Annotated in this window: 23 protein-coding genes; 15 read left to right on the top strand and 8 right to left on the bottom strand. The window is 67.1% G+C overall.

Annotated features, from left to right (window positions below; genetic code table 11):
• Positions 1–11: 11 nt before the first annotated feature.
• The 4 genes from OG285_RS19100 to OG285_RS19085 form a co-directional block, all read right to left on the bottom strand.
• Positions 12–1,178 carry an alpha/beta hydrolase gene (locus tag OG285_RS19100; protein WP_356827649.1) on the bottom strand — a complete coding sequence of 389 codons (1,167 nt, stop codon included), beginning with the start codon at positions 1,176–1,178 and terminating at the stop codon, positions 12–14.
• A 303-nt stretch (positions 1,179–1,481) separates the two neighbouring features.
• Complete coding sequence (locus OG285_RS19095) at positions 1,482–2,483, bottom strand: serine protease (RefSeq protein ID WP_371791658.1); 1,002 nt, start codon at positions 2,481–2,483, stop codon at positions 1,482–1,484.
• 917 nt (positions 2,484–3,400) lie between these two features.
• Positions 3,401–4,402, bottom strand: coding sequence for a hypothetical protein (locus tag OG285_RS19090; protein ID WP_371791657.1), 1,002 nt, complete (start codon positions 4,400–4,402; stop codon positions 3,401–3,403).
• A gap of 605 nt (positions 4,403–5,007) precedes the next feature.
• Positions 5,008–5,763, bottom strand: coding sequence for a GntR family transcriptional regulator (locus OG285_RS19085; RefSeq protein ID WP_371791656.1), 756 nt, complete (start codon positions 5,761–5,763; stop codon positions 5,008–5,010).
• Between the two features lie 77 nt (positions 5,764–5,840).
• Here OG285_RS19085 and OG285_RS19080 point away from each other — a divergent pair, with 77 nt between their 5' ends.
• From OG285_RS19080 to OG285_RS19065, 4 genes are all read left to right on the top strand, one after another.
• Positions 5,841–6,119 (top strand): hypothetical protein, encoded by a 279-nt coding sequence (locus OG285_RS19080; protein WP_371791655.1) that lies wholly within the window; start codon positions 5,841–5,843, stop codon positions 6,117–6,119.
• Positions 6,120–6,624: 505 nt separating this feature from the next.
• Positions 6,625–6,849, top strand: a complete 225-nt coding sequence (locus tag OG285_RS19075; RefSeq protein WP_371791654.1) for a hypothetical protein — start codon at positions 6,625–6,627, stop codon at positions 6,847–6,849.
• Between the two features lie 8 nt (positions 6,850–6,857).
• Positions 6,858–7,589 (top strand): GntR family transcriptional regulator, encoded by a 732-nt coding sequence (locus OG285_RS19070; RefSeq protein WP_371791653.1) that lies wholly within the window; start codon positions 6,858–6,860, stop codon positions 7,587–7,589.
• A complete protein-coding gene (locus OG285_RS19065; protein ID WP_371791652.1) occupies positions 7,586–7,933 on the top strand; it encodes a hypothetical protein in 348 nt (115 codons plus the stop codon). The genes OG285_RS19070 and OG285_RS19065 overlap by 4 nt, the downstream gene beginning before the upstream one ends.
• Before the next feature lie 3,414 nt (positions 7,934–11,347).
• Here the strand turns inward: OG285_RS19065 and OG285_RS19060 are convergent.
• Both OG285_RS19060 and OG285_RS19055 read right to left on the bottom strand, forming a co-directional pair.
• Positions 11,348–11,725, bottom strand: a complete 378-nt coding sequence (locus OG285_RS19060) for a hypothetical protein (protein WP_371791651.1) — start codon at positions 11,723–11,725, stop codon at positions 11,348–11,350.
• Between the two features lie 9 nt (positions 11,726–11,734).
• The gene (locus OG285_RS19055) at positions 11,735–12,199 is read right to left on the bottom strand and encodes an NUDIX hydrolase (RefSeq protein ID WP_371791650.1); all 465 of its coding nucleotides are present in this window, start codon (positions 12,197–12,199) and stop codon (positions 11,735–11,737) included.
• A gap of 18 nt (positions 12,200–12,217) precedes the next feature.
• Here OG285_RS19055 and OG285_RS19050 point away from each other — a divergent pair, with 18 nt between their 5' ends.
• The 10 genes from OG285_RS19050 to OG285_RS19005 all read left to right on the top strand — a co-directional run bounded on the left by OG285_RS19050 (position 12,218) and on the right by OG285_RS19005 (position 19,283).
• Positions 12,218–12,997: a GntR family transcriptional regulator gene (locus tag OG285_RS19050; RefSeq protein ID WP_371791649.1), complete on the top strand. Its 780-nt coding sequence runs from the start codon at positions 12,218–12,220 to the stop codon at positions 12,995–12,997.
• A gap of 136 nt (positions 12,998–13,133) precedes the next feature.
• Positions 13,134–13,490, top strand: coding sequence for a hypothetical protein (locus OG285_RS19045; RefSeq protein WP_371791648.1), 357 nt, complete (start codon positions 13,134–13,136; stop codon positions 13,488–13,490).
• A gap of 2 nt (positions 13,491–13,492) precedes the next feature.
• Positions 13,493–14,848 (top strand): FtsK/SpoIIIE domain-containing protein, encoded by a 1,356-nt coding sequence (locus OG285_RS19040; protein ID WP_371791647.1) that lies wholly within the window; start codon positions 13,493–13,495, stop codon positions 14,846–14,848.
• Between the two features lie 77 nt (positions 14,849–14,925).
• Positions 14,926–15,600 (top strand): DUF2637 domain-containing protein, encoded by a 675-nt coding sequence (locus OG285_RS19035; RefSeq protein ID WP_371791646.1) that lies wholly within the window; start codon positions 14,926–14,928, stop codon positions 15,598–15,600.
• 17 nt (positions 15,601–15,617) lie between these two features.
• Positions 15,618–15,809, top strand: coding sequence for a mobile element transfer protein (locus tag OG285_RS19030; protein ID WP_371791645.1), 192 nt, complete (start codon positions 15,618–15,620; stop codon positions 15,807–15,809).
• A gap of 14 nt (positions 15,810–15,823) precedes the next feature.
• Positions 15,824–15,979: a hypothetical protein gene (locus OG285_RS19025; RefSeq protein ID WP_371791644.1), complete on the top strand. Its 156-nt coding sequence runs from the start codon at positions 15,824–15,826 to the stop codon at positions 15,977–15,979.
• Between the two features lie 23 nt (positions 15,980–16,002).
• Positions 16,003–16,311 carry a SpdD-like protein gene (locus tag OG285_RS19020; protein WP_371791643.1) on the top strand — a complete coding sequence of 103 codons (309 nt, stop codon included), beginning with the start codon at positions 16,003–16,005 and terminating at the stop codon, positions 16,309–16,311.
• A gap of 91 nt (positions 16,312–16,402) precedes the next feature.
• Complete coding sequence (gene repSA, locus OG285_RS19015; protein ID WP_371791642.1) at positions 16,403–17,842, top strand: replication initiator protein RepSA; 1,440 nt, start codon at positions 16,403–16,405, stop codon at positions 17,840–17,842.
• A complete protein-coding gene (locus OG285_RS19010; RefSeq protein WP_371791641.1) occupies positions 17,836–18,045 on the top strand; it encodes a helix-turn-helix transcriptional regulator in 210 nt (69 codons plus the stop codon). Before repSA ends, OG285_RS19010 begins: the two co-directional genes overlap by 7 nt.
• Positions 18,045–19,283 (top strand): tyrosine-type recombinase/integrase, encoded by a 1,239-nt coding sequence (locus tag OG285_RS19005; RefSeq protein ID WP_371791640.1) that lies wholly within the window; start codon positions 18,045–18,047, stop codon positions 19,281–19,283. The genes OG285_RS19010 and OG285_RS19005 overlap by 1 nt, the downstream gene beginning before the upstream one ends.
• Positions 19,284–20,022: 739 nt before the next feature.
• On the opposite strand, the gene OG285_RS19000 is transcribed toward OG285_RS19005, so the two are convergent.
• On the bottom strand, positions 20,023–20,784 hold the full coding sequence (locus tag OG285_RS19000; protein ID WP_356827645.1) for a phosphoglyceromutase: 762 nt from the start codon (positions 20,782–20,784) through the stop codon (positions 20,023–20,025).
• A gap of 183 nt (positions 20,785–20,967) precedes the next feature.
• Here OG285_RS19000 and OG285_RS18995 point away from each other — a divergent pair, with 183 nt between their 5' ends.
• Positions 20,968–22,401 carry an MDR family MFS transporter gene (locus OG285_RS18995; RefSeq protein ID WP_371791639.1) on the top strand — a complete coding sequence of 478 codons (1,434 nt, stop codon included), beginning with the start codon at positions 20,968–20,970 and terminating at the stop codon, positions 22,399–22,401.
• Here the strand turns inward: OG285_RS18995 and OG285_RS18990 are convergent.
• Positions 22,301–23,941, bottom strand: coding sequence for an MFS transporter (locus tag OG285_RS18990; RefSeq protein ID WP_356827643.1), 1,641 nt, complete (start codon positions 23,939–23,941; stop codon positions 22,301–22,303). The genes OG285_RS18995 and OG285_RS18990 overlap by 101 nt on opposite strands.
• Positions 23,942–24,013: the final 72 nt, after the last annotated feature.

The following is a 24,013-nucleotide window of genomic DNA, read 5'->3' as shown; positions in this document are numbered from 1 at the left end:
CGGGAAAGTGCTCAGTTGTCGCCCCCGTCGAACTGGGTGCTGACGGCACCGCCCGTGCCGGGGAACGACTTCTCGCCCGTCAGGTAAGGCTCGTACTGCGTCCGGCCGAGCAGGTGGTCGGCGAAATAGGCGCTCACGTAATCCTTGGTGATCCGGCGCTGCTGCTGCTCCGGGAGTTCCTTCTGATCGGTCTGGGGGGTGGTGGCTCCGGGGAACTGGGACGTGCAGGTGCCTGGCTTGCTCCCGGGAACGGCGTCGTCATGTGCGCTGACCTGGCCGCTGCTGGGTGACCACTGCTTGTTGTAGAAGTCGTGGACACCGCCGCGCACCGTGTACTGGGCTATCGGTGCGCTGTTGTCGCCCTTGTTCCAGTCGAAGTACTCCCCGGTGTTCACCTGGTCGCACGTGCCCCACATCACCGCAAACGATGTCTTGGTGATGGGATCGACGTCCCAGGTGGCGGTGGGTGCGAGAGCGAACGCGGCCTTGATGGACACGCCTTGGGGCCACGTGTCACGGCTGCTGTCGGCGATCTCCTCCATCACTCCGCCGCCGCCCATGGAATGCCCCATCAGCCCCACGTTCTGCAAGTCCACATGGTTCTTGAAGTTCACCGGTGACGGACGTCCGGACCTGGCGTCGACGAAGCTGCCGCGCAGCGGGCCCTTGCCCGTGGACGACAGTTGCCGCCACATGCGCAACTGGGCGTTGATCAGTGCCGCGCGCTCCTGATAAACCGTGTCGGCCTGGCCGAGTGACGTCGAGTTGATGCCGTTCGCCCCGATGGAGACAACGACGAACCCCCGGCTCGCCAGATCACGGCCCAGGTAGTCGTATCCGAGATAGCTGGGGATCTGCCGCACCCCAGGTGCGCACGGCCAGGCCGACAGCCGGTCCGAGGCGGCCTTGATGATCGCCTCCTGCTTCGCCGCGTCGGCCGTGTCACCGCTCTGCTCGTCCTTCGCCAGTGCGGCTTGCGCCGCGGTGAGTGACGTGGAGGCGTCGGCGTCGGCGCAGGTGTCCCAGAACCCATGCTCGATCATGATCAGCGGGTGGGTGCCTGAGGAGATGTCGTCGGGGTAGTAAACAGCCCCGTCCAGCTCGTTGTTGCCCACGTATCCGAGAGACTTGGGCGGCGGGAAAGCCTCGTCGCCCAGGTTGTAACGCACCTCGCTCACCCCCTGCCGCGCAGGCTGAGTACTGGACCCGCCGACGGCAGCGAACGCCTCTGTCGAGGTGAAGAAAACAGCACAGGCTGTTACGGGCGCGGCAAGCAGCAGCAACTTCGCACGCCCTGTGCGTCCAAGTTTCATATTCGCCTCACCCATGTGGAAGGTAGATGTCGAGAATCGCGATGGCTTTTGCTGCGACGAAGCAGTCAGCGGGAAATGAGCGGTGGGAGAGCGGTGGGAAATGAGCGGTGGGCGATTGCCCGCGCGGCTCGACGCATCGCCCCTTCCGGAGGGGGACCGGGGCGCCACTCAGGCCCGCTGAGCCCGGTCGTACAGCGGCTTGGTGATCGCCGAACTGAACTGCGGACCGACGAGGTAGCGGAGGCAGCCGTCGTGGGAGGTGGCGCAGGAGGCGCCTGTGGTGTCGAGAAACCCGCCCTGCGTGTTGACGCCGACCACGGTGCCCAGACCGGTCACCCGGTTCAGACCGGTGATCCGCGGCCCGCCGCTGGAGCCGCCGCCCATGATGCACGGCGGGCCGAACTGACCAGGCGGCTCAGGGGACTCGGGCGTGCCGGGGTATTCCTCGGCCGTCCCTGAGCAGTACGCAAGACGTTCACCGGTGTACTCGGGCAGGCCCTCGCGCGCCGGGTCGCCGCTGGCGCGCGGGTAGCCGAAGGAATCGCTGGGCACGTTGCCGGGCCGGTCGAAGCCGATCCTCTGCGCCGTTCCGACCGAATCCTGCAGCCTCTGGCCCCGCTCGCCCACGTTCAGCACGACGAACGCCTGGTCGTAGGCGTTGTACGTCTTCCCGTGCTGCTGATCGTTGGCCAGCCAGGTGGCGTCGACGACGCCCATGCGGCCGACGAACCTGCCGTAGGGCGCGTGACCGTCGTGGTAGCCGGGCACGAACATCTCGTTGGTCGCCCACTGGTTGTTCTCGCCCAGCAGGTCGGTGTTGTCCACGCAGTGGCCTGCGGTCACCACGGTGCTTCGGTTGGCGCTCTGGATCACGGTGGCGGTGCAGCTGGTGTCCTCGCCGTGGTCGGTGAAGAACAGCCGCCCGACCGTCCCCGCCAGCGCGTTGCCGGTGGTCCAGGGCGCGCCGTCGGGGCCGCCGGTGGGCGGGTTGTCGGACGCCGGCGTGGTGAGCGCGGCGATACGCTCCGACGTCCAGTACTGGAGCACCGACTGCTGCTGCGCCTCGGTGACCGCCTGCTGGTGAACGGCAACCTGGCCTGCCGCGGGGCGTTCCGCCGCGTGGGCAGGGACCGCGGCCGGCAGAGACGTGCCTACGGTTGCCGCCGCCACTGCGGCCACTGCGGCCGCGGTGATGCGCCACGACGGACGGGGGGGTTGGCCGACGGAACGGTCTTGGGGGGTATCGCATGGGGTGGAGGGTACGGAGAGAGTGTCAGGAGGCTGTGAGATTCCTGTTTTCAGCCGATGCCGGGCCGGGCAGCGTTCCTGGACGTGTTCACTCAGTTCGCGTTCACGGTGACCGCCGTCGGGTCGTCTCCCAGGCCGGGTCCCCCAGACCCAGGGCAAACGAGAGCCCTCGATCTGCGCCAGGTGCGCAGGTCAGGGGCATGATCGCTACTCTTACTTCTTCTTGCCCTGGTTCTTGCGGGAGATCTCACCGACCAGGGTTTTTGCAGGTGGGGGCGCTGATCGACCCGGCGTGAGCGGTCGCCGTTGGTCGTCATCGGGTGCTGTTGAGCAACCTCGGACGGCCCAGGGACGGCCCAGCCGGAGGCGCCCGAGCACCGCTTCAGGAGGCCGCTCGCGCTTGCCATGGTTCCAAGTGAAGACAAGGCCAAACAGGTCATCCAGTCGCCGACGCCACTGGTGGTCAGAGGGGACTGCTGCACGGATAGGGTGACACTGTCACCCAACCGTGCAGCAGTCCCGGGCAGCATTCAGCGCTTATGGCTGTCGGAGCATGCGGTTTTCGACTGTAAGGTCTGCCGCGGAATTAGATCGAGTCTGCGGCACTCCTTAACTCATGCGGTATCGCACGGCTCGGACGCCTAGGTCATATGCCATGGAACCGAGACACAGGACCACGAGGGGCCACACGAGGGGGGAGTTGGGAGGGATGGCTCCACTGACCAGGGCGGTGGTGACTGCGCCTGTACCGGCCATGGCGGTCAGCGCTGGCCCGCTTGGCGCACTCAGTAGAATTTCTGCGCTTACCGGCCCTGAGGGGCTCTCCTGCTGGCCACGGTTCATGATGCACCGGCCACCGCAGTAGCCGCGGACTGGGCGCGCTCTGTGTAGAGCTTGCCGAGGCGCTTCAACTTACGCCGGACGCTCTCGCCGAACGTTTCTGGGAGCCGTGCAGCAAGCGCCGCTCGATGCCAGTTGCTATCTGGCACTTCCGCCCATTGTTCCGCCACGGATGCCTCCTCGGGTGTGAGCCGGCGGAGCACTGCTGCGACCCGACTGTCGTCGTGCTCGGCGTGCAAGACTTCGGCCTCTGGCGTTCGACACTCCGCGAGGATGTCGTGCAGGGTCAGATCCTTGCTCACTGGCTGGCTGAGCAACGCGGTCCGTCTGCCATTCACCTTGCGTTCCCACAGTGGTTGCAGGTGTCGATGTTCGATCTGAGCGTGGTTCCTCAAGAGGTCCACCACGGCCGGATCGCGAAGAATGCCCCTGCCGAGGTTGTTCACCCATTCGCCCAGCAAGGCCATCTCTACCGCGTCGCGCCATCTCTCTGGACGGGTGATGCCGAGCCAGGTCCGGCTGAACTCGTCGACCGCTTCGTGATCACCTTCGATCGCGGCGTTGCGCGCTGTCAGGGCGGCGAGCAAGGCTTCGCGAGTGATCGAGGCGAGCTGCAACCCACAGACACTGGCGAGCATGAGTAGAGCCTCAGAGATGAGGTTTACAGACGAATGTGCGACATCCGCCGCGTCGTCGCGCGGGTTTCCTCTACTCCGCCGCGGGCACCGCTTGCCCCCGTCCTTTGGGCAGTCAGCGCACATTGACCGAAGGTAGACGTTCTCCTCCTCAAAGCGCTCCTTGGTGTCCTGGATTCGCTTGATCATCCGAAGGACGAGGGCTTTCGGCCCCATCGATGGCTCGAGCGGAGGGAGGGGAGAGGGAGGGCGAATCCGACCGTAGCCACGCGGATCTGCCAGATCCTCCTCGAAATGCTTCGCCGTTGAGGTGGCGAGCTCATGTAGATCGCTTGCGTCGTCCACTCCAACGTAGATGGTGATCAACTTTGCGACTCCTTGCCGAGAGGTCGGGATAAGGCTCGTACTTCTAGTCCCGGGAACCCGCCTTACCGACAAAGAATCTTGAAGCTCCCAGTGTGTTGCTCGTCACATCCGAGTGGGCAGGGGACGAGCCGGAAGCCCAAGCCGCCGACAGGTCTCGACTGAGAGAGGCCCAGAGCAACGCCAGGGTGAGTGTCTAACTGCGTGACAATGTCGGCGGACAGCAGCGGACGCGCACGGGCGTCAGCGGACTATCAACGTAGGTGAGGAGCATGCCAGCCCATGGCAGCGGCCCCACTCAAGTTGCTTCGGGACGAAGGGGATCTCGCAGGAGAACGCTGATGCTCGTTCCGTATGCACTGTGGGCCATGTGCGGGCCACGAGAGGTGCACACACGGCGGTGTATGCCTTAGAAGTCACCGTGGGTTCAAATCCCACACCCACCGCAGGCGAGAGGCCCCCGACCAGTACATATGGTCGGGGGCCGTTGCCATGCCCGTTCCCTGTCGGGCACCGCTGTTCCCCCTGGTTTCCCGCACTGTCGGGCACGGAAGGGGCACGCGGGGGCACGGCTGGAGCCCGGCTTTGGACCTGCCGGGGTCAGCTTGTCAGCGGCTGATCGGGATCTCGTAGACGATCTCGCAGTGCGCTGCGGGGACCACGATGTCCGCGGTCTCTACGGGGCGGCCTTGGTCGCTGTAGTACGTCCGGCGGATGTGCGTCACGAGTGCGGCTTTCTGGGTGCCGAGTAGCGATGCTTCCTCGGCGGTCGCGTGTCGTGGTTCGGGCTGCTCCACCGCGTGGCTGACGGTGACTCCGATCGTGGCCATGCGGTTCACGACACCCGCCCCGGCGTGCGGCCCTCCCTCGGGGAGGACGACGAGTGTGCCGGCAGTGAGGTCGTACGGTTCCCAGCTCGTCGACAGCTGCACCGGCCTGCCGTCCGCCAGGAACTCGTACGTGGTCTTTACGCACAGCTCGCCCTCGGCCACCCCGAGTCGCGCTGCGATCTCCGCCGGGGCCGGAACCTTCGCGTCGGTCCGGCTCTCCCAGTCGCCCTGTCTGCCGAGCGCTTTCATGTCCTGGCGGAACGGGGCTCCGCCGGGCTGCTCGCGCGCCGTTGACCGGACGACCCGTACTCGCTGCCGGGTCTCGGCGACGTACGTACCCGATCCGGCGCGGCCTTCCAGCATGCCCTGGGAGATCAGCAGCTCCTGTGCCCGGCGCACCACGTTCTCGCCCACGCCGCATTCCTGGCCGATCTGGGCGCGGGAGGGGAGGCGGTCCCCCGGCTCCCAGACGTGCTCCGCGATGCGCTGCCGGAGTTCGTCGGCGATGCGGAGATAGGGCGGCTGCTCAGGCATATGGAAAATCTAGTCCACTAGCTCTAATCTAGTTAACTAGCTTCACGTACTGTGATCGCCTGGCGACGGAGACACCTGTGCCCGCTTCCGAACTGAGCGCCGAGAACATCGCCGCCCGGTTGTCCGCCGCCGGACTCACCCCGCGCGTGGAGCAGCACGCGCGACACACGTCGATCGAAGTGGAGGTGCCGGACGACTTCCCCGCCGGCTCATGGAGGGAGGTCCTGGAGGTGGTGGCGGATGCCGATCGATTCGGCCTTCTCACCAGCAGCGTGAACGGCCGCACCTTATGGGCCGCCGTACGCAGAACGGTCCCCGCGACGGGCGATGTCCGGGGACCTGGCCATCAGCGATAGGAGCTGATCAGCGTGTTCAACCGTATCCGCCGTGCCCTCTCACGCACCAGTGAGCGGTGCCTCTCGAAGAGTCTGCACAGCCACCCCTTAACACCCACCCGAACGAGAGTCGTTCACCTCAGCGCCTTCAATCCGCCCTCGCTGCCGACAGGGCGGCCCCAAGGCCACACCGAGGTTCTCGCCGGGGAGGAGACGGAGTTTGTCCGCCCATATGTGCTGGCCAGTGAGAAACGGAGGCGGCGACACCAGGCAGCTGTACTGCCCGCCTCCCTTCTCCGCACCCGGCCTACCGCGGCGGAGGCCCTCTGATGCCCGCTCGGCAGCAGCCACGTGTGGCGAAGAAGGCGGCCCCCTACAAGTCGAGTTCGTGCTCGATCGGTACTCACCGTGAATGCGGGCACCCCTCTCCGGCCGTGGCACCGGTCGGAGTCCCCGTGATCTACGAAGCGTGCGGCTGCTCCTGCCACCCGACCGTCGTCCCGACCACCCCGAGGGAGGTTGCCACGTGAGGAGATGGGCGCCCAGCGGGGTTACCGCAGCCAACGTCGAGATCACCTCGGCAAGCGTCCAGCGCGGCGACGTCATCCAGATCGGCGGCCAACCATGCCGCGTGGTCGACATCCTCCAACTGGCGGGATTCGCGAAACAGCTTCGCTTCGAGTCCGGCGAACTGCTCACCATGCACTCGCGGACCCGGCTCGTCGCCCTGCGGATGTCGGGAAGGTGGTGACGGTGCCCGTGGCTTCCCGCCGCCAGGTCATCGCCGACGATCTCCGGGAGCAGATCTCGACCGGCCGCATCAAAGCCGGCGAACGACTGCCCTCGGAGGCGCAGCTCGCCACCCGCTACACGGTGAGCACACCAACGCTGCGGAGCGCTCTCGCAGTCCTCCAAGGAGAAGGGCTCGTGGAGAAGATCCACGGCAGGGGGAACTTCGTCCGGTACCCCCTGCGCAGAATCACGTATGTCGGCGGCGGTCGCCCATCCGATATGGCCACCGCGACCCCGGCACCTCTCCGCATCAACGTCCGCGCTACCCAGCTTCAGGCGCGAGGAAATCTGGCCAGTCTCCTGCGCGTGCCGACAAGCAGTCCGCTGACGGAATTCCTCTGCCTCAGCTACGACGGGAACTCACCACACAGCCTGGCCCACATCTACGTTCCCCGCGATTTGGCGCCCGTTGAGGGGTACGACGAGTCGCTCTGGCGCGAGGGGCTGGATTCCCGGCTTGCTCAACTCCGACCGCCTCTGGCCGAGGTTCAAGAGCGGGTCACCGCGCGCTCCCCGACACCATCGGAAGCAGCGGCTCTCCGAATCAGTTCGGTCCTGCCAGTGCTCGCGGTAACTCGCCTGTCGGCCGACACCACGGGACGCGTCGTCGAGGCGGCGCTCCTGGTGCTTCCCGGCGACCGCGCAGACGCCCTGTTCACCAACCGCACGACGAGCGAAGAGAGGGGAACGGAAGGATGATCACCCATAACGAGCTGCGACTCCTCCCATGGTCGGGCCCCGAGGGTAAGCCCTGCTACCTGAGCACCGATGATGCAGACGGCTACCTGTCTCGCCTGGCTGACAGCACCGAAGCGGTACAACTTGGCCTGGCAGATGAACTTCTGGAGCACGCGCCGGAAGTTCTCGGCGATGGGACGGCGGAACTGGCAGAGCTGAGGTTGCTGGCGGCGTCCCTCACGGGAGCCCTGCGCGACGTCCTCCGCGTGGCGATCAGCCGCGGTCATCGCTTGTCGGTACCGGGGCTCGGCACTGGCGAGGAAGACAACGAGGGGCCATGTCTGCCCGCGGCGGCCTTCGGGTAGCAGCAATCCACAATTAGTGAGACCCACACGGTTCGGCTGTGTACCGTCGCTGCCGACCGACCCGTTGATGTCAGAAGCAGATGCCAGTGGCTCCCAACCACGATCGGTTGGGAGCCACTGCGTTGCTGGGCGCGGACGGCTTTGAACGGCCGACAACGCTTTGTAAGTTCGTTCTCCGCCCGGTACGACTGGGGCCCGCCTCGTACACCGGTGCCATACACAGCTGCTGGTTGTCGCCGCTGTCCGCCGTCGTTGATGTCACTCGTGGATGTCAGAACGGTGCAACCACGTGAAAGCATGTCGCCGTGATCACCCTTGATGTCAGCGAGGTGTCCGACGAGCGCGCCCTGCACCTACTTCATCCCAGAACATGTGCGCTTCCTCGGCTGGATCAGCTCGCGGTCGGCGTTCCCCGCGGGGCCGCCATGCTTCGACGGGCGCTCGACAACTACCAAGGCACGTACCGCCCGGAGTTCGTCGCTGAGTCTGCCTAGCAATGAGAGCAATCTCCGGGCTTAGGCATGGCTGTACCAGTGTCGCAGACGAACGGGGGTGACCTGGGGTCGTCGTGTAGGACCCCTGCCACTGCTTGTCGCTGTCGGTCGCTGTTGCGCGGCCTTGGACGGCCCAGGGACGGACCCCGAAAATCTCGGCTCGCCCGTGGTCTGACCAGCTAGCATCGCGGCCAGTCCAGGAGATGGGGGCGCGCCATGGCAATCGGCCGCAAGGGTTCACGACGCATCGTCGTCGACGGCACGGCTTACCGCTGGTGCCTGCGCCGCCGGCCTACGTACGACCAAGCTCTCTGTGATCGACCGTGTACGTACGCAGTGCAGCACGCGGACGCCCCAGGCACGACCTTGGTGGTCACCACGAATCAGCCCCATGCCAGCAATTGGTTCGGAGTGCCAAGCGTCGCGGTTCTGCCAAGAGACGTCGCTGCCGCTATCGCCTCGGCTCTCGCCCGGGGCTGGTCCCCTACGGAGCCGGGCTCCCCGTTCCACCTGAACCAGTCCGAAGGCTTCGCCGCCGGCCCGGCGCTCCCCTTGGCTGAGCCGCTGTAGACCGTTCGTCAAGCCAAGCGGTTAGAAGGCGCCTGGTGTGCTCGTTGGCGCATCCGCTCTGACCTGGCCCGTCTTGGACGCCAAGTATGAAAGGTCGTCCCCTTCGACACATATTCGACAGAGGAGGATGTGAACGTCCACGGGCGGCGTCAGTAGCAGCGGAGCCGAGTCTCAACCGAAAGTTGCATTCTGGACATCGTTGCTCATCTTGGAGATCGGATCACTCGCGGCGCTCGGGCGCGTCAAGATGTGGGTATGGATGCGGGATTGGCGGGGCTTCTGGGTGGCGTGATCGGTGCAACTGTCGGCGGGGTATTCTCAACTGTCTCGGCGCACCTCACGGGACGCAAGGCGGAGCAGCAAGCGCGAATACAGGCTGATTCCCAGTTTGAGCAGGCCAGGATTCAAGCGCACGTGCAACTTACTCAGGCGCAGGTGCAGGCAGCTCAAGTGAATCAGCAGATTCGCTCCGATCATCTATTGCAACGCAGAGAAGCTCGCACGAGAGTATTCCTTGAGTACGCGGAAAAATTCCAAGAGGCGACTGCCCGACTGCGCGACCTGCGTCAAGGGATCCGTAGCAACACCAGCGAGACTGAAATCAGCTCTCTTGATGGGAAACTTCGCGACTCAATTGGGCAGCTTGGACCTCTAATTGCGCGAGTTGGCTTGGAAGGATCTACAGACCTTCGGAAGCTTTGCTCAAATATGCAGAGATGGCTTATGTCGCAGGCGAGCATATCCCCAGGTGAGCTCAATGGTGAAGCGTGGAGGGATGCTCAAACCGATGGATACGCTGCTGAGATGTTTGAGAGTTTCATCGCCTTGGCTGGCGCGGTCCTGGAGACTGACGGGGTAACGCCGGTCACGGTAGATATGCCAGCCGGTTGGGGCGCTACTAGAGGCAGTTCGGCGCCGCAGCAGACAGCAAATACGCGAATGCCTCCATGGCCGGGCCCGCCGACATAACCCCCAACACCTCCAACTGGATCTTCTGCGCGCCAGGAACGAGTTCTACCTGATATTCCGGAGGCTTTCACCCGACCGAGCCATAGATAATAGATACCTTGTGAATCCGCGGTCGGGCATGGATGAGGCGCGGCGGCTTCTGATCCGTAGCCATATGCGGATCGGTCAGCCACGGTCAAACCAGTCGTGCATCGGTCCTGGGTGGACCTTGTTGGGCAAGCTCGGTTGCCGTGGTTGTTGCACGTCCCGCTGTACAGCCGGGGACCATTCACGGTTCCGCTAAGTGATCCCAGTCTCTGGAAATGCCGCCCGTGCGTTCATGCGAGAGGCGATCCTGTACGTGGCCGATGAGCCGACCGTTTTGGGGGATGTATGTCTGGCAGGGCGTTACCTGTGGCAGCGCTAGTTGTGTCGATCGTGGCGTTCGGACTGTCGTTGGCCGCCACAGTGGCACAGCGGCGAAGGGCCAATATGGAGATCGCTCGCACACTCCACATCGACTTGACCTCGGGCGTTGTGGCTGAGGCGCGTAGGCCCCTTGGTGAGCTCGCCTTTGCACTCAGAAGTGACTGGAGAGCCGAGGGAGATCCGAACCCTGGGCAGGTGCTCAGACAGAGTGGTGTGGCGGCGACGGATTTGCGGCACGACTACTTTGTCTTACTGTGGTGCTTTGAGCGAGTTTGGCATGGATATCAGGTAATTAGCGGTGACCGTGTGCTCGGCCTCCGGACAGACAAGGAGTTCGCGAACATGCTGGGGTGGCACGTTCGGAACTGGTCCGCAGACCTACCCGCGATCAAGCGGGCCTTGGAGACGGAGGTGGGCAAGATCTATGACGGTGACTCCGCTCGGGCGCTTGCTGCTCTGGGAGACGCAGTCTTGACGGATGCGGACGTCAGAATTGTGCGCAGCAGGCTAGATGAGATGAGTTTGGAACCCGTAGGTGAACCTGAATGGTGGGTCGGGCTGACTCCTCAACCATAACTCCCCCCAGCTCCCATCCCGTCCGCCGTCGACCCACACATCGTGGAGCGGGCGTGGTTCATGGCGTCCAGGTGGAGCGCGCCACTGTACGAACGACCTGGACGCCATGGGCCACGTCTGCTCGGCTCTGCCTGGGTCGACGGTGGACGGGATGGGAGCCCGCCACCCTCACCACCCACGGGCCCGCAGTCGGCAACGGCGCCCCCTCCATCCCGGTGCCGGCCGATCCCCCGCCGGAGGCATCATCTTGTGCCCGCGGATAGCGTCCCGCCCTTGCCCGCATGCACGTAGCGCGCCGCCGGACGCGGCCAGCCGGGGCGAAGACAGGAGGCAGGCCGCGCCGCAGAGGCGGCGCGCGCCCGCGCTGTGCGCGGGCCTTGATGAAGTAGGGAAAGTTCTATCGCGCGGTCTGGTTGTGCTCGGCTCGGTACTCGTCGAAGAGGCTGAAGAACATGTCGATGGGCTGCTGATCGGTCGCCTGGGCCTCGTGTTCGATCTCGGCTGCCCAGCCCAACGGGCTCGGCCCTCCGAGCCGTTGCCACAGCCATTCGGCGAATGGTCCTTGGCTACCGGGGCTCCAGAAGGGCCAGTTTTCGGCCACGCTGTGAGCGGACAGGGCGACACGGTAGCCCATCAGGATCGATTCGAGGTGGAGCAGCGAACTGCCGCGTACCCACATCCCAGGGCGCAGACGAACCTCTTCGAGGAAGTCGTAGACGTCGTCCAGCTCTGTCGGGTGCTTCGGTGTGCGGCGTGGCTCGTTCGGCGTCTGCATGGTCTCCGCCTACTGGTGGAGGAGCCGTCGGCCGTCGTGGCTCCGCACATGTGGCCCCGCCCCGTCCAAGGCGTCCAGGAGCCGGACCGCGTACACCTCGCCCATCCACTCGGAGACCTCGTCGGGGGTGAGCCAGTCAACCGCGGTGGATTCGCTGGATGTTCGCTCGATGCCGCCGACGGGCTTGCACCGGAAGACCAGTGCCACGATGCCTCGCGTTGTGTTCTTGTAGACCCCGGTGAGCTCGCCCACCTCGATGTGGATGCCCGTCTCTTCCCAGACTTCCCGCTGGACGCCTGCCTCGGGAGTCTCGTTGAGTTCGAGCACGCCGCCCGGGAGCTCCCAGGCGCCATTGTCGGCGCGGCGGATCGCCAGGAGTCGTCCGTCCTCGCGCACGACCACTCCGGCCACGGACACGGAGTGGAGCGGCGTTGACGTGCCTTCCTGGGCGCTGTTACTCATGTACAGGAGCATAGGAGGAAGAGAAGGACTATGGGAACAGCAACAGGAGGTGGGAAGGCCGTACCTCGGTACGTGCAGATCGCCGACGAAATCGTTGAGCAGATCCGGGCCGGGATCCTCAAGTCCGGCGACATGGTGCCCAGTGAATCGGAGCTGGTCGAGCGCTATGGCGTTTCGGGCGGCACGATCCGCAAGGCCATGGTGGAGGTGCGCGCGAGCGACCTTGTCGAGACCCGTCAGGGCAAGGGCTCCATGGTCAAGGCGCGTCCGCCGGTGCGGCACCGCTCCTCCGATCGTTTCCGGCGCTCGCACCGGCAGGGTGGGAAAGCCGCGTACCTGGCCGAGTCCGAGCAGTCGGGCGCGACCCCGAGCGTCAGCGTTCTCTATATCGGCCCGATGGCGGCCCCTGAGGACATCGCCGAACGGCTGGACCTTGCGGCCGGCACTCAGGTGCTCGCGCGGCGGCGCCTGTACTTCCGTAACGGCACGCCCGTCGAGACTGCGACGTCGTACCTGCCGTGGGACGCCGTGAAGGACATCCCCGAGCTGTTCGCCGAGAACCCCGGCGGGGGCGGGATCTACGCCAGGCTGGAAGAGCACGGGCACGAGTTCGCCGAGTTCATCGAGACGCTGCAAGCCCGGCTCGCCACCAAGGCCGAGGCGTCCGAACTGGCCCTGAGTCCTGGTGCGTCGGTGGTTCATCTGATCCGTGAGGCCAAGACCACCGAAGGTCGGGTGGTGGAGGTCTGCGACACCCTCATGGCTGCTGACCAGTTCGTTTTCAGCTACCGGATCCCCGCGACCGACTGACGCTCGCTCAACTCTTCACAGCCCGCCGCGACTTCTTCTCCGCGGCGGGTTGACTCATGTACAGGAGTGATGCACTCTTCTTGTCACTCATGTACATGAGTGACGGAGTTCAGCACATCTATAGGAGTGATCTTCTGTGCGTACGATCCCCGTCGACACCTCCGCCGCATCCGTGATGGTCGCCAAGCCCCCGGTCACCAAGGTCAAGGACCGCCGTACCGGCGAGATCGCCATGGACGTCGAGAGCGGCGCGAAGCTCATGACCGTGGACGTGATGTTCGCGGCCAACGACGAGGTGGAGATCCTGTCGGTGACGGTTCCTGAGCCGGGCATCTCCGGCGAGCTGATGATGGGTACGCCCGTCGCCGTTACCGGTCTGATCGCCCGCCCGTGGGAGAACGACTTCAACGGGCAGAAGCGGCACGGCATCGCCTTCCGCGCGGTGGCGGTCACGTCCCTCGCCGCTGGTGCCGAGCAGTCCAAGGCGGCCTGACCATGACCAGCTTCACGGTCACGCTGCTGCTGGTCGTCGTCACCGCAGTGATCCTGCGGTGGCGGCGCCCCGCCTGGTACTGGATGGCCTTCGGGGTCACCTTCGCCGCGCTGCGGATCGCGATCCGCTACACCTCGGTCATGGACGCCTGCGGGCTCACGGTCCCGCCCTCGCGCTGGCGTCTGTCGCTCGCCCGTCTCGCCCACCGGCCGGTCCCTGAGTCCCGTGCCCCGCTCATCCTGCGGCTGCGTCCGACTCGGACCGGGTTAGTGATCCGCCTCAAGCTCCGCCCCGGCCAGGACGCTTTCGACGTCTCGGCGGCCACCGACCGGCTCCGGCACTCCTTCGGGATGTACGGGGTCACCTCCCGCGAAGTCCACTCCGGGGTAGTCGAGTTGCGCATGACCGGCTACGACGTCCTCAAGCGGGTCCAGATGCCCGCCAAGACCGACCAGGCACTGATGCGCGTCCCCGTGGCTCTGTGCGAGGACGGTGCCGTCCACTACCGCGACTACCGGGCTGTTCCGCACGGGCTGACGCTGGGAGCCACCGAGTCCGGGAAGTCCGTCTACCAGCGCAACCTGGTCGCCGGTCTCGCGACTCATGACGTCGCCCTGGTCGGCATCGACTGCAAGCAAGGCGTTGAGCTCTTCCCGCTCGCCCGCCGGTTCTCCGCTCTCGCCGACAACCCGGACACCGCGCTCGCACTGCTCGATGCCCTGGTGGGACACATGCAGGACGTCTACCAGCTGATCCGCTCGGCTCAGCGCATCACGGTCGACCTCCCCGATGCCGAGATAGCCGCCGACATCTGGGACCTGCCCGAGGACATGCGCCCAACTCCCGTCGTGGTCCTGGTCGACGAGGTCGCGGAGCTCGCTCTCTACGCCACCAAGGACGAGGAGAAGCGCCGCGACCGGATCATCACCGACCTCGTCCGCCTCGCCCAACTCGGCCGTGCCGCGGGGATCTACCTGGAGATCTGTGGGCAGCGCTTCGGCTCGGAGCTCGGTAAGGGCATCACGATGCTCCGGGCTCAGCTCACCGGCCGGACCGCTCATCGCGTCAACGACGAGTCCAGCGCCAACATGGCCTTCGGCGACATCGCCCCGGACGCGGTCCTCGCCGCCATCCAGATCCCCACCGACGTTCCCGGCATCGCCGTATCCGGCGACTCGACCGGCGGCTGGACTCGTATCCGTGCACCGCACACCTCACTGCGCCAGGCCGTGAACATCTGCAACCGGTACGCCGACCGCACCCCGGACCTGCCCGCGCTCGCGGCCTTCCGGCCCGCCGTCGCCCCGCTGGTCCCGGCCCCCGTGTCGCTCTCCAAGGCCGCGACAGCCACCGCCTGATCTCCCCGCACTCCGGTCGGCGTGACCTCCTCGCGCCAGGTCCTTACCCGCCCCATGCCGAAAAGGAGAAGCCCGCGATGGCCCGTCCCACCGTCCGCGTGGACGCCGTACTCGTCCAAGCCGTGATCGCCGGCGCGCTGTCCTTCGCTCACCTTCACGACCTCGCCTCCGCCGCCGGACAGGACGGCTGGAAGGCGTGGGCCTACCCGATCAGTGTTGATCTGCTCTTGGTCGCTGCCTGGCGTCGGCTCCGGAACGACGGTCCTTCCAGGCTCGCCTGGTGCTGGTTCGTGGTCGCGCTCATCGCCTCGCTGGGAGCCAACGTCGCCACCGCGGGGTTCCTCGACCTGCAACACCCGCCAGGCTGGCTGCGCTTCGGCGTTGCCGGATGGCCCGCGCTCGCCTTCCTCGGCGGCACGCTCCTCGCCCACACCACGCAGGCGACAGACCCGGTCGACGCCCCCGCGCCCGACCAGCCGGCACCCGAAGCCCCTGCGTGCGAGCCGGTGCCCATCGAAGAACCGAGCGCCCCGGCACTCGCACCGGCCGCGGCTCCGGAGGACGAGGACGTTCCCGCGCGTCCCGTCGCCGAACCGGCCTCGACCGTCCCGGCCGCCCTGGTCGAGCACGCCCGGAAGGTCGCCGCTGAACACCGCGCCCGTACCGGATCCCCGATCGACACCGACACCTTGCGCACCCGCCTCGGCGTTCCGCTCCAGCTCGCCGACGCCATCGCCGCCCAACTCACCTGACCCACGAGGAGACCTACATGCCCGCCCGAGATCACTTCCACTCCGTCATGCGGATCGGTCCTGTGCAGCTCGGTACCCACCGCGACCGGCACGGCCGTACCAAGCACGCCGCAGTGTGCACCGCCGACCGATGCGGCTGGTCGTCCGATTTCAACAGCCAGTCCGCCGCCCAGCTCGCCGCACGCACCCACCGCTGCAACCCCCGCTGAAGGAGGCCACCCCCGTGGACGTCCCGCTCTGGCTCGCCCTGATCGTCGTCGGCTGGCTCGGCCTGAAGCTCATCCGCCCGCCGTGGTGGCTCGTGATCGTGCTGCTGCTCGGTGGCTACCTCCTCGCCGACAGCCTGCTGTCCCCCGTGATCAACACCGCCGTCAAGTGACCCCCGCAGAAAGGACAACCGCCATGTTCCGTCCGAAGATCCCGACCAACCCCGTGCCGACCGGCATCGTCGCGGCATCCGTCACCGCCGAGGGGCCCGCCGTGATCCATCACGCCCCGGCCCCGGTACCTACGACTCCGGCTCCGGCCCGTCCCACGGTCCAGCTCACGCCCGGCGCTGTCGTCGCCCTCGTCGGCGGCGGTACGGCCGTGGTCCTGGTCGTCGGTGCCGTACTCGTTTCCATGCTCCTCGCGGTCGCGGTCACCGCCGCCTCACTCGCCGTCTGCGCGCTGGTCATCCGCTCGCTGATCGCCTCGCAGAACCGCCGCTGACCGGCTTCCGGGCGGCCTCGATACCGCCAAGCATCCGCCGCCCGGAAGCCGTGCCCCTCTCCGAACCACAGATCCGGAAGGAAGCATCATCATGACCGACCGCACCCGCCCACCGGCACCGGAACGAGCCGTCCGGTCCGTCGCCGGGAAGGCGTCCGTGCCTGACGCACTGCGCGACCGGATCACCCTCAACGACCTGCTGAGGGTGGCCTCGGCCCCCGACTTCGACCGCTGGGAAGACCAGATCCGCCGCACCGGCGGCTGCTCCGACCCGATCCACCTGACGGGCTGGACCCGCACCAAGGACAGGACCACCGGCGAGACCCTGCACGAGTACTCCACCGGTACCGAGCCCGGCGGCCGCCTCCGCCTCGCCTGCGGCAACCGTCGGGCTTCCCGTTGCCCGTCCTGCGCCTGGACGTACGCCGGAGACACCTACCACCTCATCCGCGCGGGCCTGGCCGGGGACGACCGCCGCGACATCTCCTCCACCGTCCGCGACCACCCCCGCGTCTTCGCCACCTTCACCGCCCCGTCCTTCGGCTCCGTCCACAACCGGCCCGACCGCGGCACCTGCCGCTGCGGTGGCCGGCACCCCGAGAACGCCCCGGAACTCGGCACCGCCCTCGACCCCGCGACATACGACTACGCCGGATCAGTCCTCTTCAACAACCACGCAGGCGACCTCTGGATGCGCTTCACGACCCGCCTCCGCCGCGAGATCGCCGCCCGCGCCGGACTCCCCCAAGCCGAACTCAAAGAGTCGGCCCGGCTCTCGTACGGCAAGGTCGCGGAGTTCCAGAAGCGAGGAGCGATCCACTTCCACGCCGTGATGCGCCTCGACGGCCCCGACGGACCAGACAGCCCGCCCCCGGCCTGGGCCACCGTCGCCCTCCTCACCGACGCGATCCACGCCGCCGCCCAGCACAGCTACACCTCCGTATCCGCCCCCGCCATCGACGACCAGCCCGCCCGTACCTTCCGCTGGGGCAGCCAGCTTGACGTCCGCCCCGTCATCGCCTTCGGCGACGGCACTGACCTCACCGAGCAGGCTGTGGCGTCCTACGTCGCCAAGTACGCCACCAAGGCCGCCGAGAACACCGGCACCCCCGACCGCCGCATCGGGGAACTCTCCGAGCTGGACCGGCACGGCGTACCCGACCACGCCCGCCGCCTCATCAGCGCGTGCAAGACCCTCGATCCGCTCTACCCGGAACGCCGCCTCTGGGCATGGGCCCACATGCTCGGCTTCCGCGGCCACTTCTCCTCCAAATCCCGCCGCTACTCCACAACCCTCGGTGAACTCCGCCAAGCCCGCGCCGACTTCCGCTCCGCCCAAGAGCGCCAGGCCCTCGGCCTCGATGACCGTCAGCCGGACACGGTGCTCGTCCTGGCCGACTGGCAGTACGCCGGCCACGGCCACAGCCCCGGCGAAACCGCCCTAGCCGCCACCATCGCCCGCGACCTCCAGCTCAACCGCGAGACTGCCCGCGAGGCCCTCGCGGAACTGGTCGACGAGCGGGAGTGGTGACCGTGACACTCCCTCTCCCGCCTCGCTATCTGACGCCTGACGACCTGGTTGAGATGTTCGAGCTGCCCAGCATCGAGACGGTCTATCAGTGGCGCCGGAAGCACACCGGCCCCCGCGGCTTCCGGGTCGGCCGGCACCTTCGCTTTGATCCGGCCGACGTACAAACCTGGGTCGATTCCCTGCGCAGCGGGGTGGCCGCCTGATGGCCGGGCACGTTCAGGATCGCTGGTACACCACCAAGGCCGGTGCCGATGGCAAGGAGATCAAGGTCAAGTCCGCCCGGTACGGGACTGGGCTCCGCTACCGCGCCCGCTACATCGGCCCGGACGGCACGGAGAAGGCCAAGAGTTTCCCGGACCGGCAGAAGCGGCTCGCGGATCAGTGGCTGAGCCATATCGAAGCGGACATGGCACGCGGTCAGTACATCGATCCTCGCGCGGCTCGGACCACGTTCCAGCAGTACGCAGAAAGCTGGGTGGCCACACAAGGAGCTGATCCGAACACGCAGGCATCGATGGAGTCACAGCTCCGGCTGCACGCGTTCCCCTACCTCGGTACACGTCCGCTCGGCTCCTTCCAGCCCGCGCATATCCGTGACTGGGTGCAGCAGCTCCAGGAAAACGGCGTCCGCGGCTCGTACGCCCGGACGATCTACTCCAACCTTCGGGCGGCTCTGAGTGCGGCCGTGGACGACGGGCATCTCCCCCGGAATCCCTGCGCTGCCCGCTCGGTCCGACCACCCGCCGTGGACACGAAGCGCGTCACGCCGTGGACAGCAGAACGGCTCTTCGCCGTGCGCAAGGCCATGCCCGACCGGTATCAGGCGATGGTCGACCTGGGTGGCGGCTGCGGCTTACGGCAAGGCGAGATCCTGGGCGTCGCGGTGGATGCGATCGACTTCGGCTCGGACACGCTGCACGTCGTCCAACAGCTGAAGCTGAGCCGCAGCAAGCCCGTCTTCGCTCCGCCCAAGGGCGGCAAGCTCCGGGACGTACCGCTCCCCCGTCCGGTCACCGATGCGCTCCGGGCCCACATGAAGCAGTTCCCGCCGGTCGAGATCACCTTGCCGTGGAAGGTCGCGGACGGTCCGCCGGTGACCAAGCGGCTGATCTTCACCGGGCCTCGTGGCGGTCACGTCTGGCGTACCTCGCTCAACGAGGAAGCCTGGAAACCGGCGCTCGCGGCGGCCGGAGCCATCCCTGTGCCTGAGCGAGGCAAGCCGTACGCTGAGTCGCGCGAGAACGGCATGCACGCCATGCGGCACTTCTACGCATCAGTACTGCTGGACGCCGGGGAGAACATCAAGGCGCTCGCCGAGTACCTCGGTCACTCGGACCCCGGCCTGACGCTCCGGGTGTACGCGCACCTGATGCCGTCGAGCCAGGAGCGCACCCGGAAGGCTGTGGCCTCGGTGTTTGAGAGCGCTGGCGGAGAGAAGTGACGAGGGCAACGGTTCTTCGTATCCGTGAAGTACAACGCGAGGACATGGAACAGCATGTCAGCGAAGCTCGAATCGGAGAAGAAGAGGCCGAGAATCACTCGAAGACGAACACAGATCACACGCACGGAAAGTTGAGAGTATTAGTTACGAGTGAGAGACTCAGATCCAGCTAGATCTAGTTAGCTTCATCTAGCTCTAGATAGATCTTAAGAGCTACGAAGACTAGAACGACCGAGGACCTGGATCCGGCTGCAACCAGATCCAGGCCCTCACGCAGTCAGCGAGCCCGGTCGCCTAACAGCAGACCGGGCTCGCTGCATGTGCAGCACCCGATCCCGACCGTTCTCACGCGTGACTCGCTCATCGAGCGAACTGCATCACGCCGGTAGCGATGGCTACTAGTAGGCCCCCTCCCGTAAGCCAGACCTGCCACCTCTCGACACTGGTCCACCTACGGGGCTCGTCCTTCTTAAGACTCACCTCTACCGCCTCCCCTCTCCTCCAGCCGACCCGCTTCTCGGGCCGGAGCCTGAGAACTCACGTGCTCTAGCTCGGAGTTCAGGGGAGGATCAGACGAGGCGGGACAAGCATACCGGTCACATAGCTATTCACCGAGGCGCTCAGGAACCCTTGACAACAGCCCTGAATCCCTCTTACGGCCCACAGACGGCCCAGCGCACCAAAAAGCCCCCCCCCACCACGCGGAGAACCCGCAGGTGGGGGGCTTACAGCTGCCTGCTTACTTCTTCTTGCCCTGGTTCTTGACCGCCTCGATGGACGCAGCGGCCGCGTCCGGGTCGAGGTACGTGCCGCCGGGGTTGACCGGCTTGAAGTCGGCGTCCAGCTCGTAGGCGAGCGGGATGCCCGTCGGGATGTTGAGGCCCGCGATGTCCTCGTCCGAGATGCCGTCGAGGTGCTTGACCAGGGCGCGCAGCGAGTTGCCGTGTGCGGCGACCAGCACCGTGTGGCCGGCGAGCAGGTCCGGGACGATGCCGTCGTACCAGTACGGCAGCATGCGGACGACGACGTCCTTGAGGCACTCGGTGCGCGGGCGCAGCTCCGGCGGGATCGTCGCGTACCGCGCGTCGCCGCTCTGCGAGTACGGCGCGCCGTCCTCCAGGACCGGCGGCGGCGTGTCGTACGAACGGCGCCACAGCATGAACTGCTCCTCGCCGAACTCGGCGAGCGTCTGCGCCTTGTCCTTGCCCTGGAGCGCGCCGTAGTGCCGCTCGTTCAGCCGCCAGGAGCGGTGCACGGGGATCCAGTGGCGGTCCGCCGCCTCCAGCGAGAGCTGGGCGGTGCGGATGGCGCGCTTCTGGAGCGAGGTGTGCACGACATCGGGGAGCAGACCGGCGTCCGTGAGCAGCTCACCGCCGCGGACCGCCTCCTTCTCGCCCTTCTGCGTCAGGTTGACGTCCACCCATCCGGTGAACTGATTCGTAGCGTTCCATTCGCTCTCGCCGTGGCGGAGGAGGATCAGCTTGTACGGTGCGTCGGCCATGTCCCCGAGCCTAATCGACGGCGGGACGGCCGCTGATTGACGCCCTCGGTCAATTGAGTGGCGGCCCGGGACCGGCCACCCGTAACGTCCGTGCGTCGGAAGCACCACTTACATTCGGACCACGCGGCGCTCACCCGTACACCCGTCCGCTCGCGTGCGCGCCCGCGCCGGTCCACTTCAGCCATGGGGGAACTCACGATGTCCGCAGCCGGTTCCACTGGGCTCAGACGCGCCGCACGGGAGAGTGTCTCGGGTCTACCCCGGGAGTTCTGGTGGCTGTGGACCAGCACCCTGATCAACCGGCTCGGTGCGTTCGTCGCCACCTTCATGGCGCTCTATCTGACGCTGGACCGCGGGTACTCCGCCTCGTACGCGGGCCTCGTCGCCTCCCTCCACGGCCTCGGCGGTGTCCTCTCCTCGCTCGGCGCCGGTGTCATGACCGACCGCCTCGGCCGGCGGCCCACGCTGCTCGTCGCGCAGGTGTCGACCGCGTGCTCGGTGGCGCTGCTCGGCTTCATGCGGGACCCGGGCGCCATCGCCGCCGTCGCCTTCCTCGTCGGGATGGCCTCCAACGCCTCGCGCCCCGCTGCGCAGGCGATGATGGCCGACATTGTGAAGCCCGAGGACCGGGTGCGTGCCTTCTCCCTCAACTACTGGGCGATCAACCTGGGGTTCGCGGTCTCGTCGGCGGGCGCGGGCTTCGTCGCGCAGTACAGCTATCTCGCGGGCTTCCTGGGCGAGGCGGCCCTGACCCTGGTCTGCGCGGTGGTGGTCTTCCGCAAGCTGCCCGAGTCCCGTCCGGTGCGGACGGCCGTGGAGCAGGCGACCGAATCGGCGGTCCGGCTGGGGACGGTCCTGCGCGACGGCCGGTTCATGAGCGTCGTCGGGCTCTCCTTCGTGGTCGCGCTGATCTTCCAGCAGGCGTCGGTCGGCCTGCCGGTGGCCATGGGCCAGGACGGTTTCAGCAGCGCCGACTACGGCATGGCCGTCGCGGTCAACGGCGTGCTGATCGTCGTGCTCCAGATCCCGGTGACCCGGTTCATCGAGCACCGCGACCCGCGCCGCCTGCTGATCATCTCGTCGGTGGTGGCGGGGTACGGGTTCGGGCTCACGGCGTTCGCCGGTTCGATCGGGCTCTACGCGCTGACGGTCTGTGTCTGGACCCTCGCCGAAATCGTCAACGCACCCACCCAGACGGGGCTGGTGGTCCGCCTCTCACCCGTCCATGGCCGGGGCCGCTACCAGGGGATGTACACGATGTCCTGGGCGGTGGCCGCGCTGGTCGCCCCGCTGATGTCCGGGGTGATCATCGACCGGTTCGGGGCGGAGTGGCTGTGGGGGACGTGCGGGGTGCTGGGCACGGTGGCGGCACTGGGTTACGCGGTGCTGATGCGGGGGCTGCCCCCGCAGGGCGGATCCCTAAACGGACCCGTACACGGACCCGTACGCGGTGCGACACCGTCGTCCGCCGACCAGACGGTGCCGCACCGCCCGTCCGTCACACCCGTCCTGCCCGTCACGCCCTCGCGTCACCCCCGGGCCGCTGTGGCAGCGGGGTCTGCGGGCCCTTCGGTTCCGCCGTCACCCGGGTGCCCGGATGGAAGTACGAGCAGATGAAGGCGATGGCGAGCGCGCCGGCCATCCCGTAGAAGACCGCCCGGTTCGCCTCGGCGAAGTCCAGCCGGATCGAGCCCATCGCGTGCCGGGTCGCGGTCGCGACCGGGCCGCTGCCCGTCGGCCCGCTCGTATCGCCCTGACCGGTCACCGCCTCGGCGATGCTGTGCGCCGTGCTCTTCGCGGCCCGGTCCGGCAGGCCTCTGGCGCGGAGGGTGTCGGCGACCCGGTCGGTGGTGACATGGGTGAGGACCGTGCCGAACACGGCGAGGCCCACGCTCGCCGCGTAGTTGCGCACCGTCTGCGTGATGCCGGTGACCTCGCCGTACGACGCGTCGATCGCGCGGTTCACCGCGTCCGTCGACGCGGGGGCGAGCAGGAATCCGATGCCCGCGCCCGCCAGGGCGGCGTACGGCCACTGGTCGTGCATCGACAGTGTCGTCATCTTGTTCGCCCACAGGGCGAATCCGATGGCGCCCACCGCGCAGCCCAGCTTCAGGGCCGGCCGGGCGCCGCGCCGGTCCAGGATGCGCCCGCCCCACTGGGAGGCGATGGCGAAGCCGATGAAGAAATACAGCAGGTACAGGGCCGCCTGGTTCGGCGACGCGCTCAGCGACACCTGCGCGTACACCGAGGCGAAGAAGAACACCGGTACGAACGCGATCATCGCGAAGAACAGCACCACGACATCGACGGTGAAGGCCCGGTCCCGGAACACCCGGAGCCTGATGAGCGGGGACCCGGTACGGAGTTCGAGTGCGCCGAAGACCACCAGGACGAGCAGGCCGCCCACGATGCAGAGCCAGGTGGCGGCGCTGCCCCAGCCCCATGCGGACGCCTGCTGGAGGCCGAAGACACTCAGCCCCATCCCCACGGCCACCAGCACCGCGCCCGGCACGTCGAGCCGCTCGCGGGTCGCGTTGCGGGGGATGCGGGCCTTCGCGGTCAGAGCCAGGGCGATGACGGCGACGGGCACGTTGACCCAGAAGATCGCCCGCCAGGTCCAGTCGGTGAGCCAGCCGCCCAGCAGCGGACCGACGCACGTCAGACCGCCGGACAGTCCGAAGAACAGCGCCAGGGCGCGTCCCCGGCGCTCCACGGGGAAGACCGCGACCACCACGGCGAGCGCCGCCGGGAACATCAGCGCCGCACCCAAACCCTGGACCGCCCGGAACGCGATCAGCCAGGTCTGGGCGCCGCCGCCCTTGGGCACCGCACCGCACAGCGCCGACGCGATGACGAAGACCAGCGTGCCGATCACCATGATCCGGCGGTGTCCGAAGATGTCGGAGAGCCGTCCGCCCAGCGCGAAGAACGCCGCCAGGGTCAGCAGGTAGGCGTTGACCACCCACTGCATCCCGGACGCGGAGAGCCCGAGCTCACGGATGATGTCCGGTGCCGCGATGGCCACGATCGTCTGGTCGATGAACGTCATCGACACGGCGAACAGCATCGCCGCCAGCGTCACCGTCTGGTTCGGCGCGAATTTGCCGGCGGCGGCCGCAGGAGAGGCAGAAGGACCGGGATCCCCTTTGTCGCTCATGGAGGAAATGTTCCACCGGAGCCGGGGATCCCGCACGCGGGGACGCCCCGGCCCCGGAGGGGGCGCACGGGT

The sequence above is a fragment of the Streptomyces sp. NBC_01471 genome, from assembly GCF_041438865.1.
In the GTDB taxonomy this organism is placed as follows: domain Bacteria; phylum Actinomycetota; class Actinomycetes; order Streptomycetales; family Streptomycetaceae; genus Streptomyces.
The sequence above is the reverse complement of the archived record's forward strand: the minus strand, read 5'-3'. Positions and strand labels throughout refer to the sequence as shown.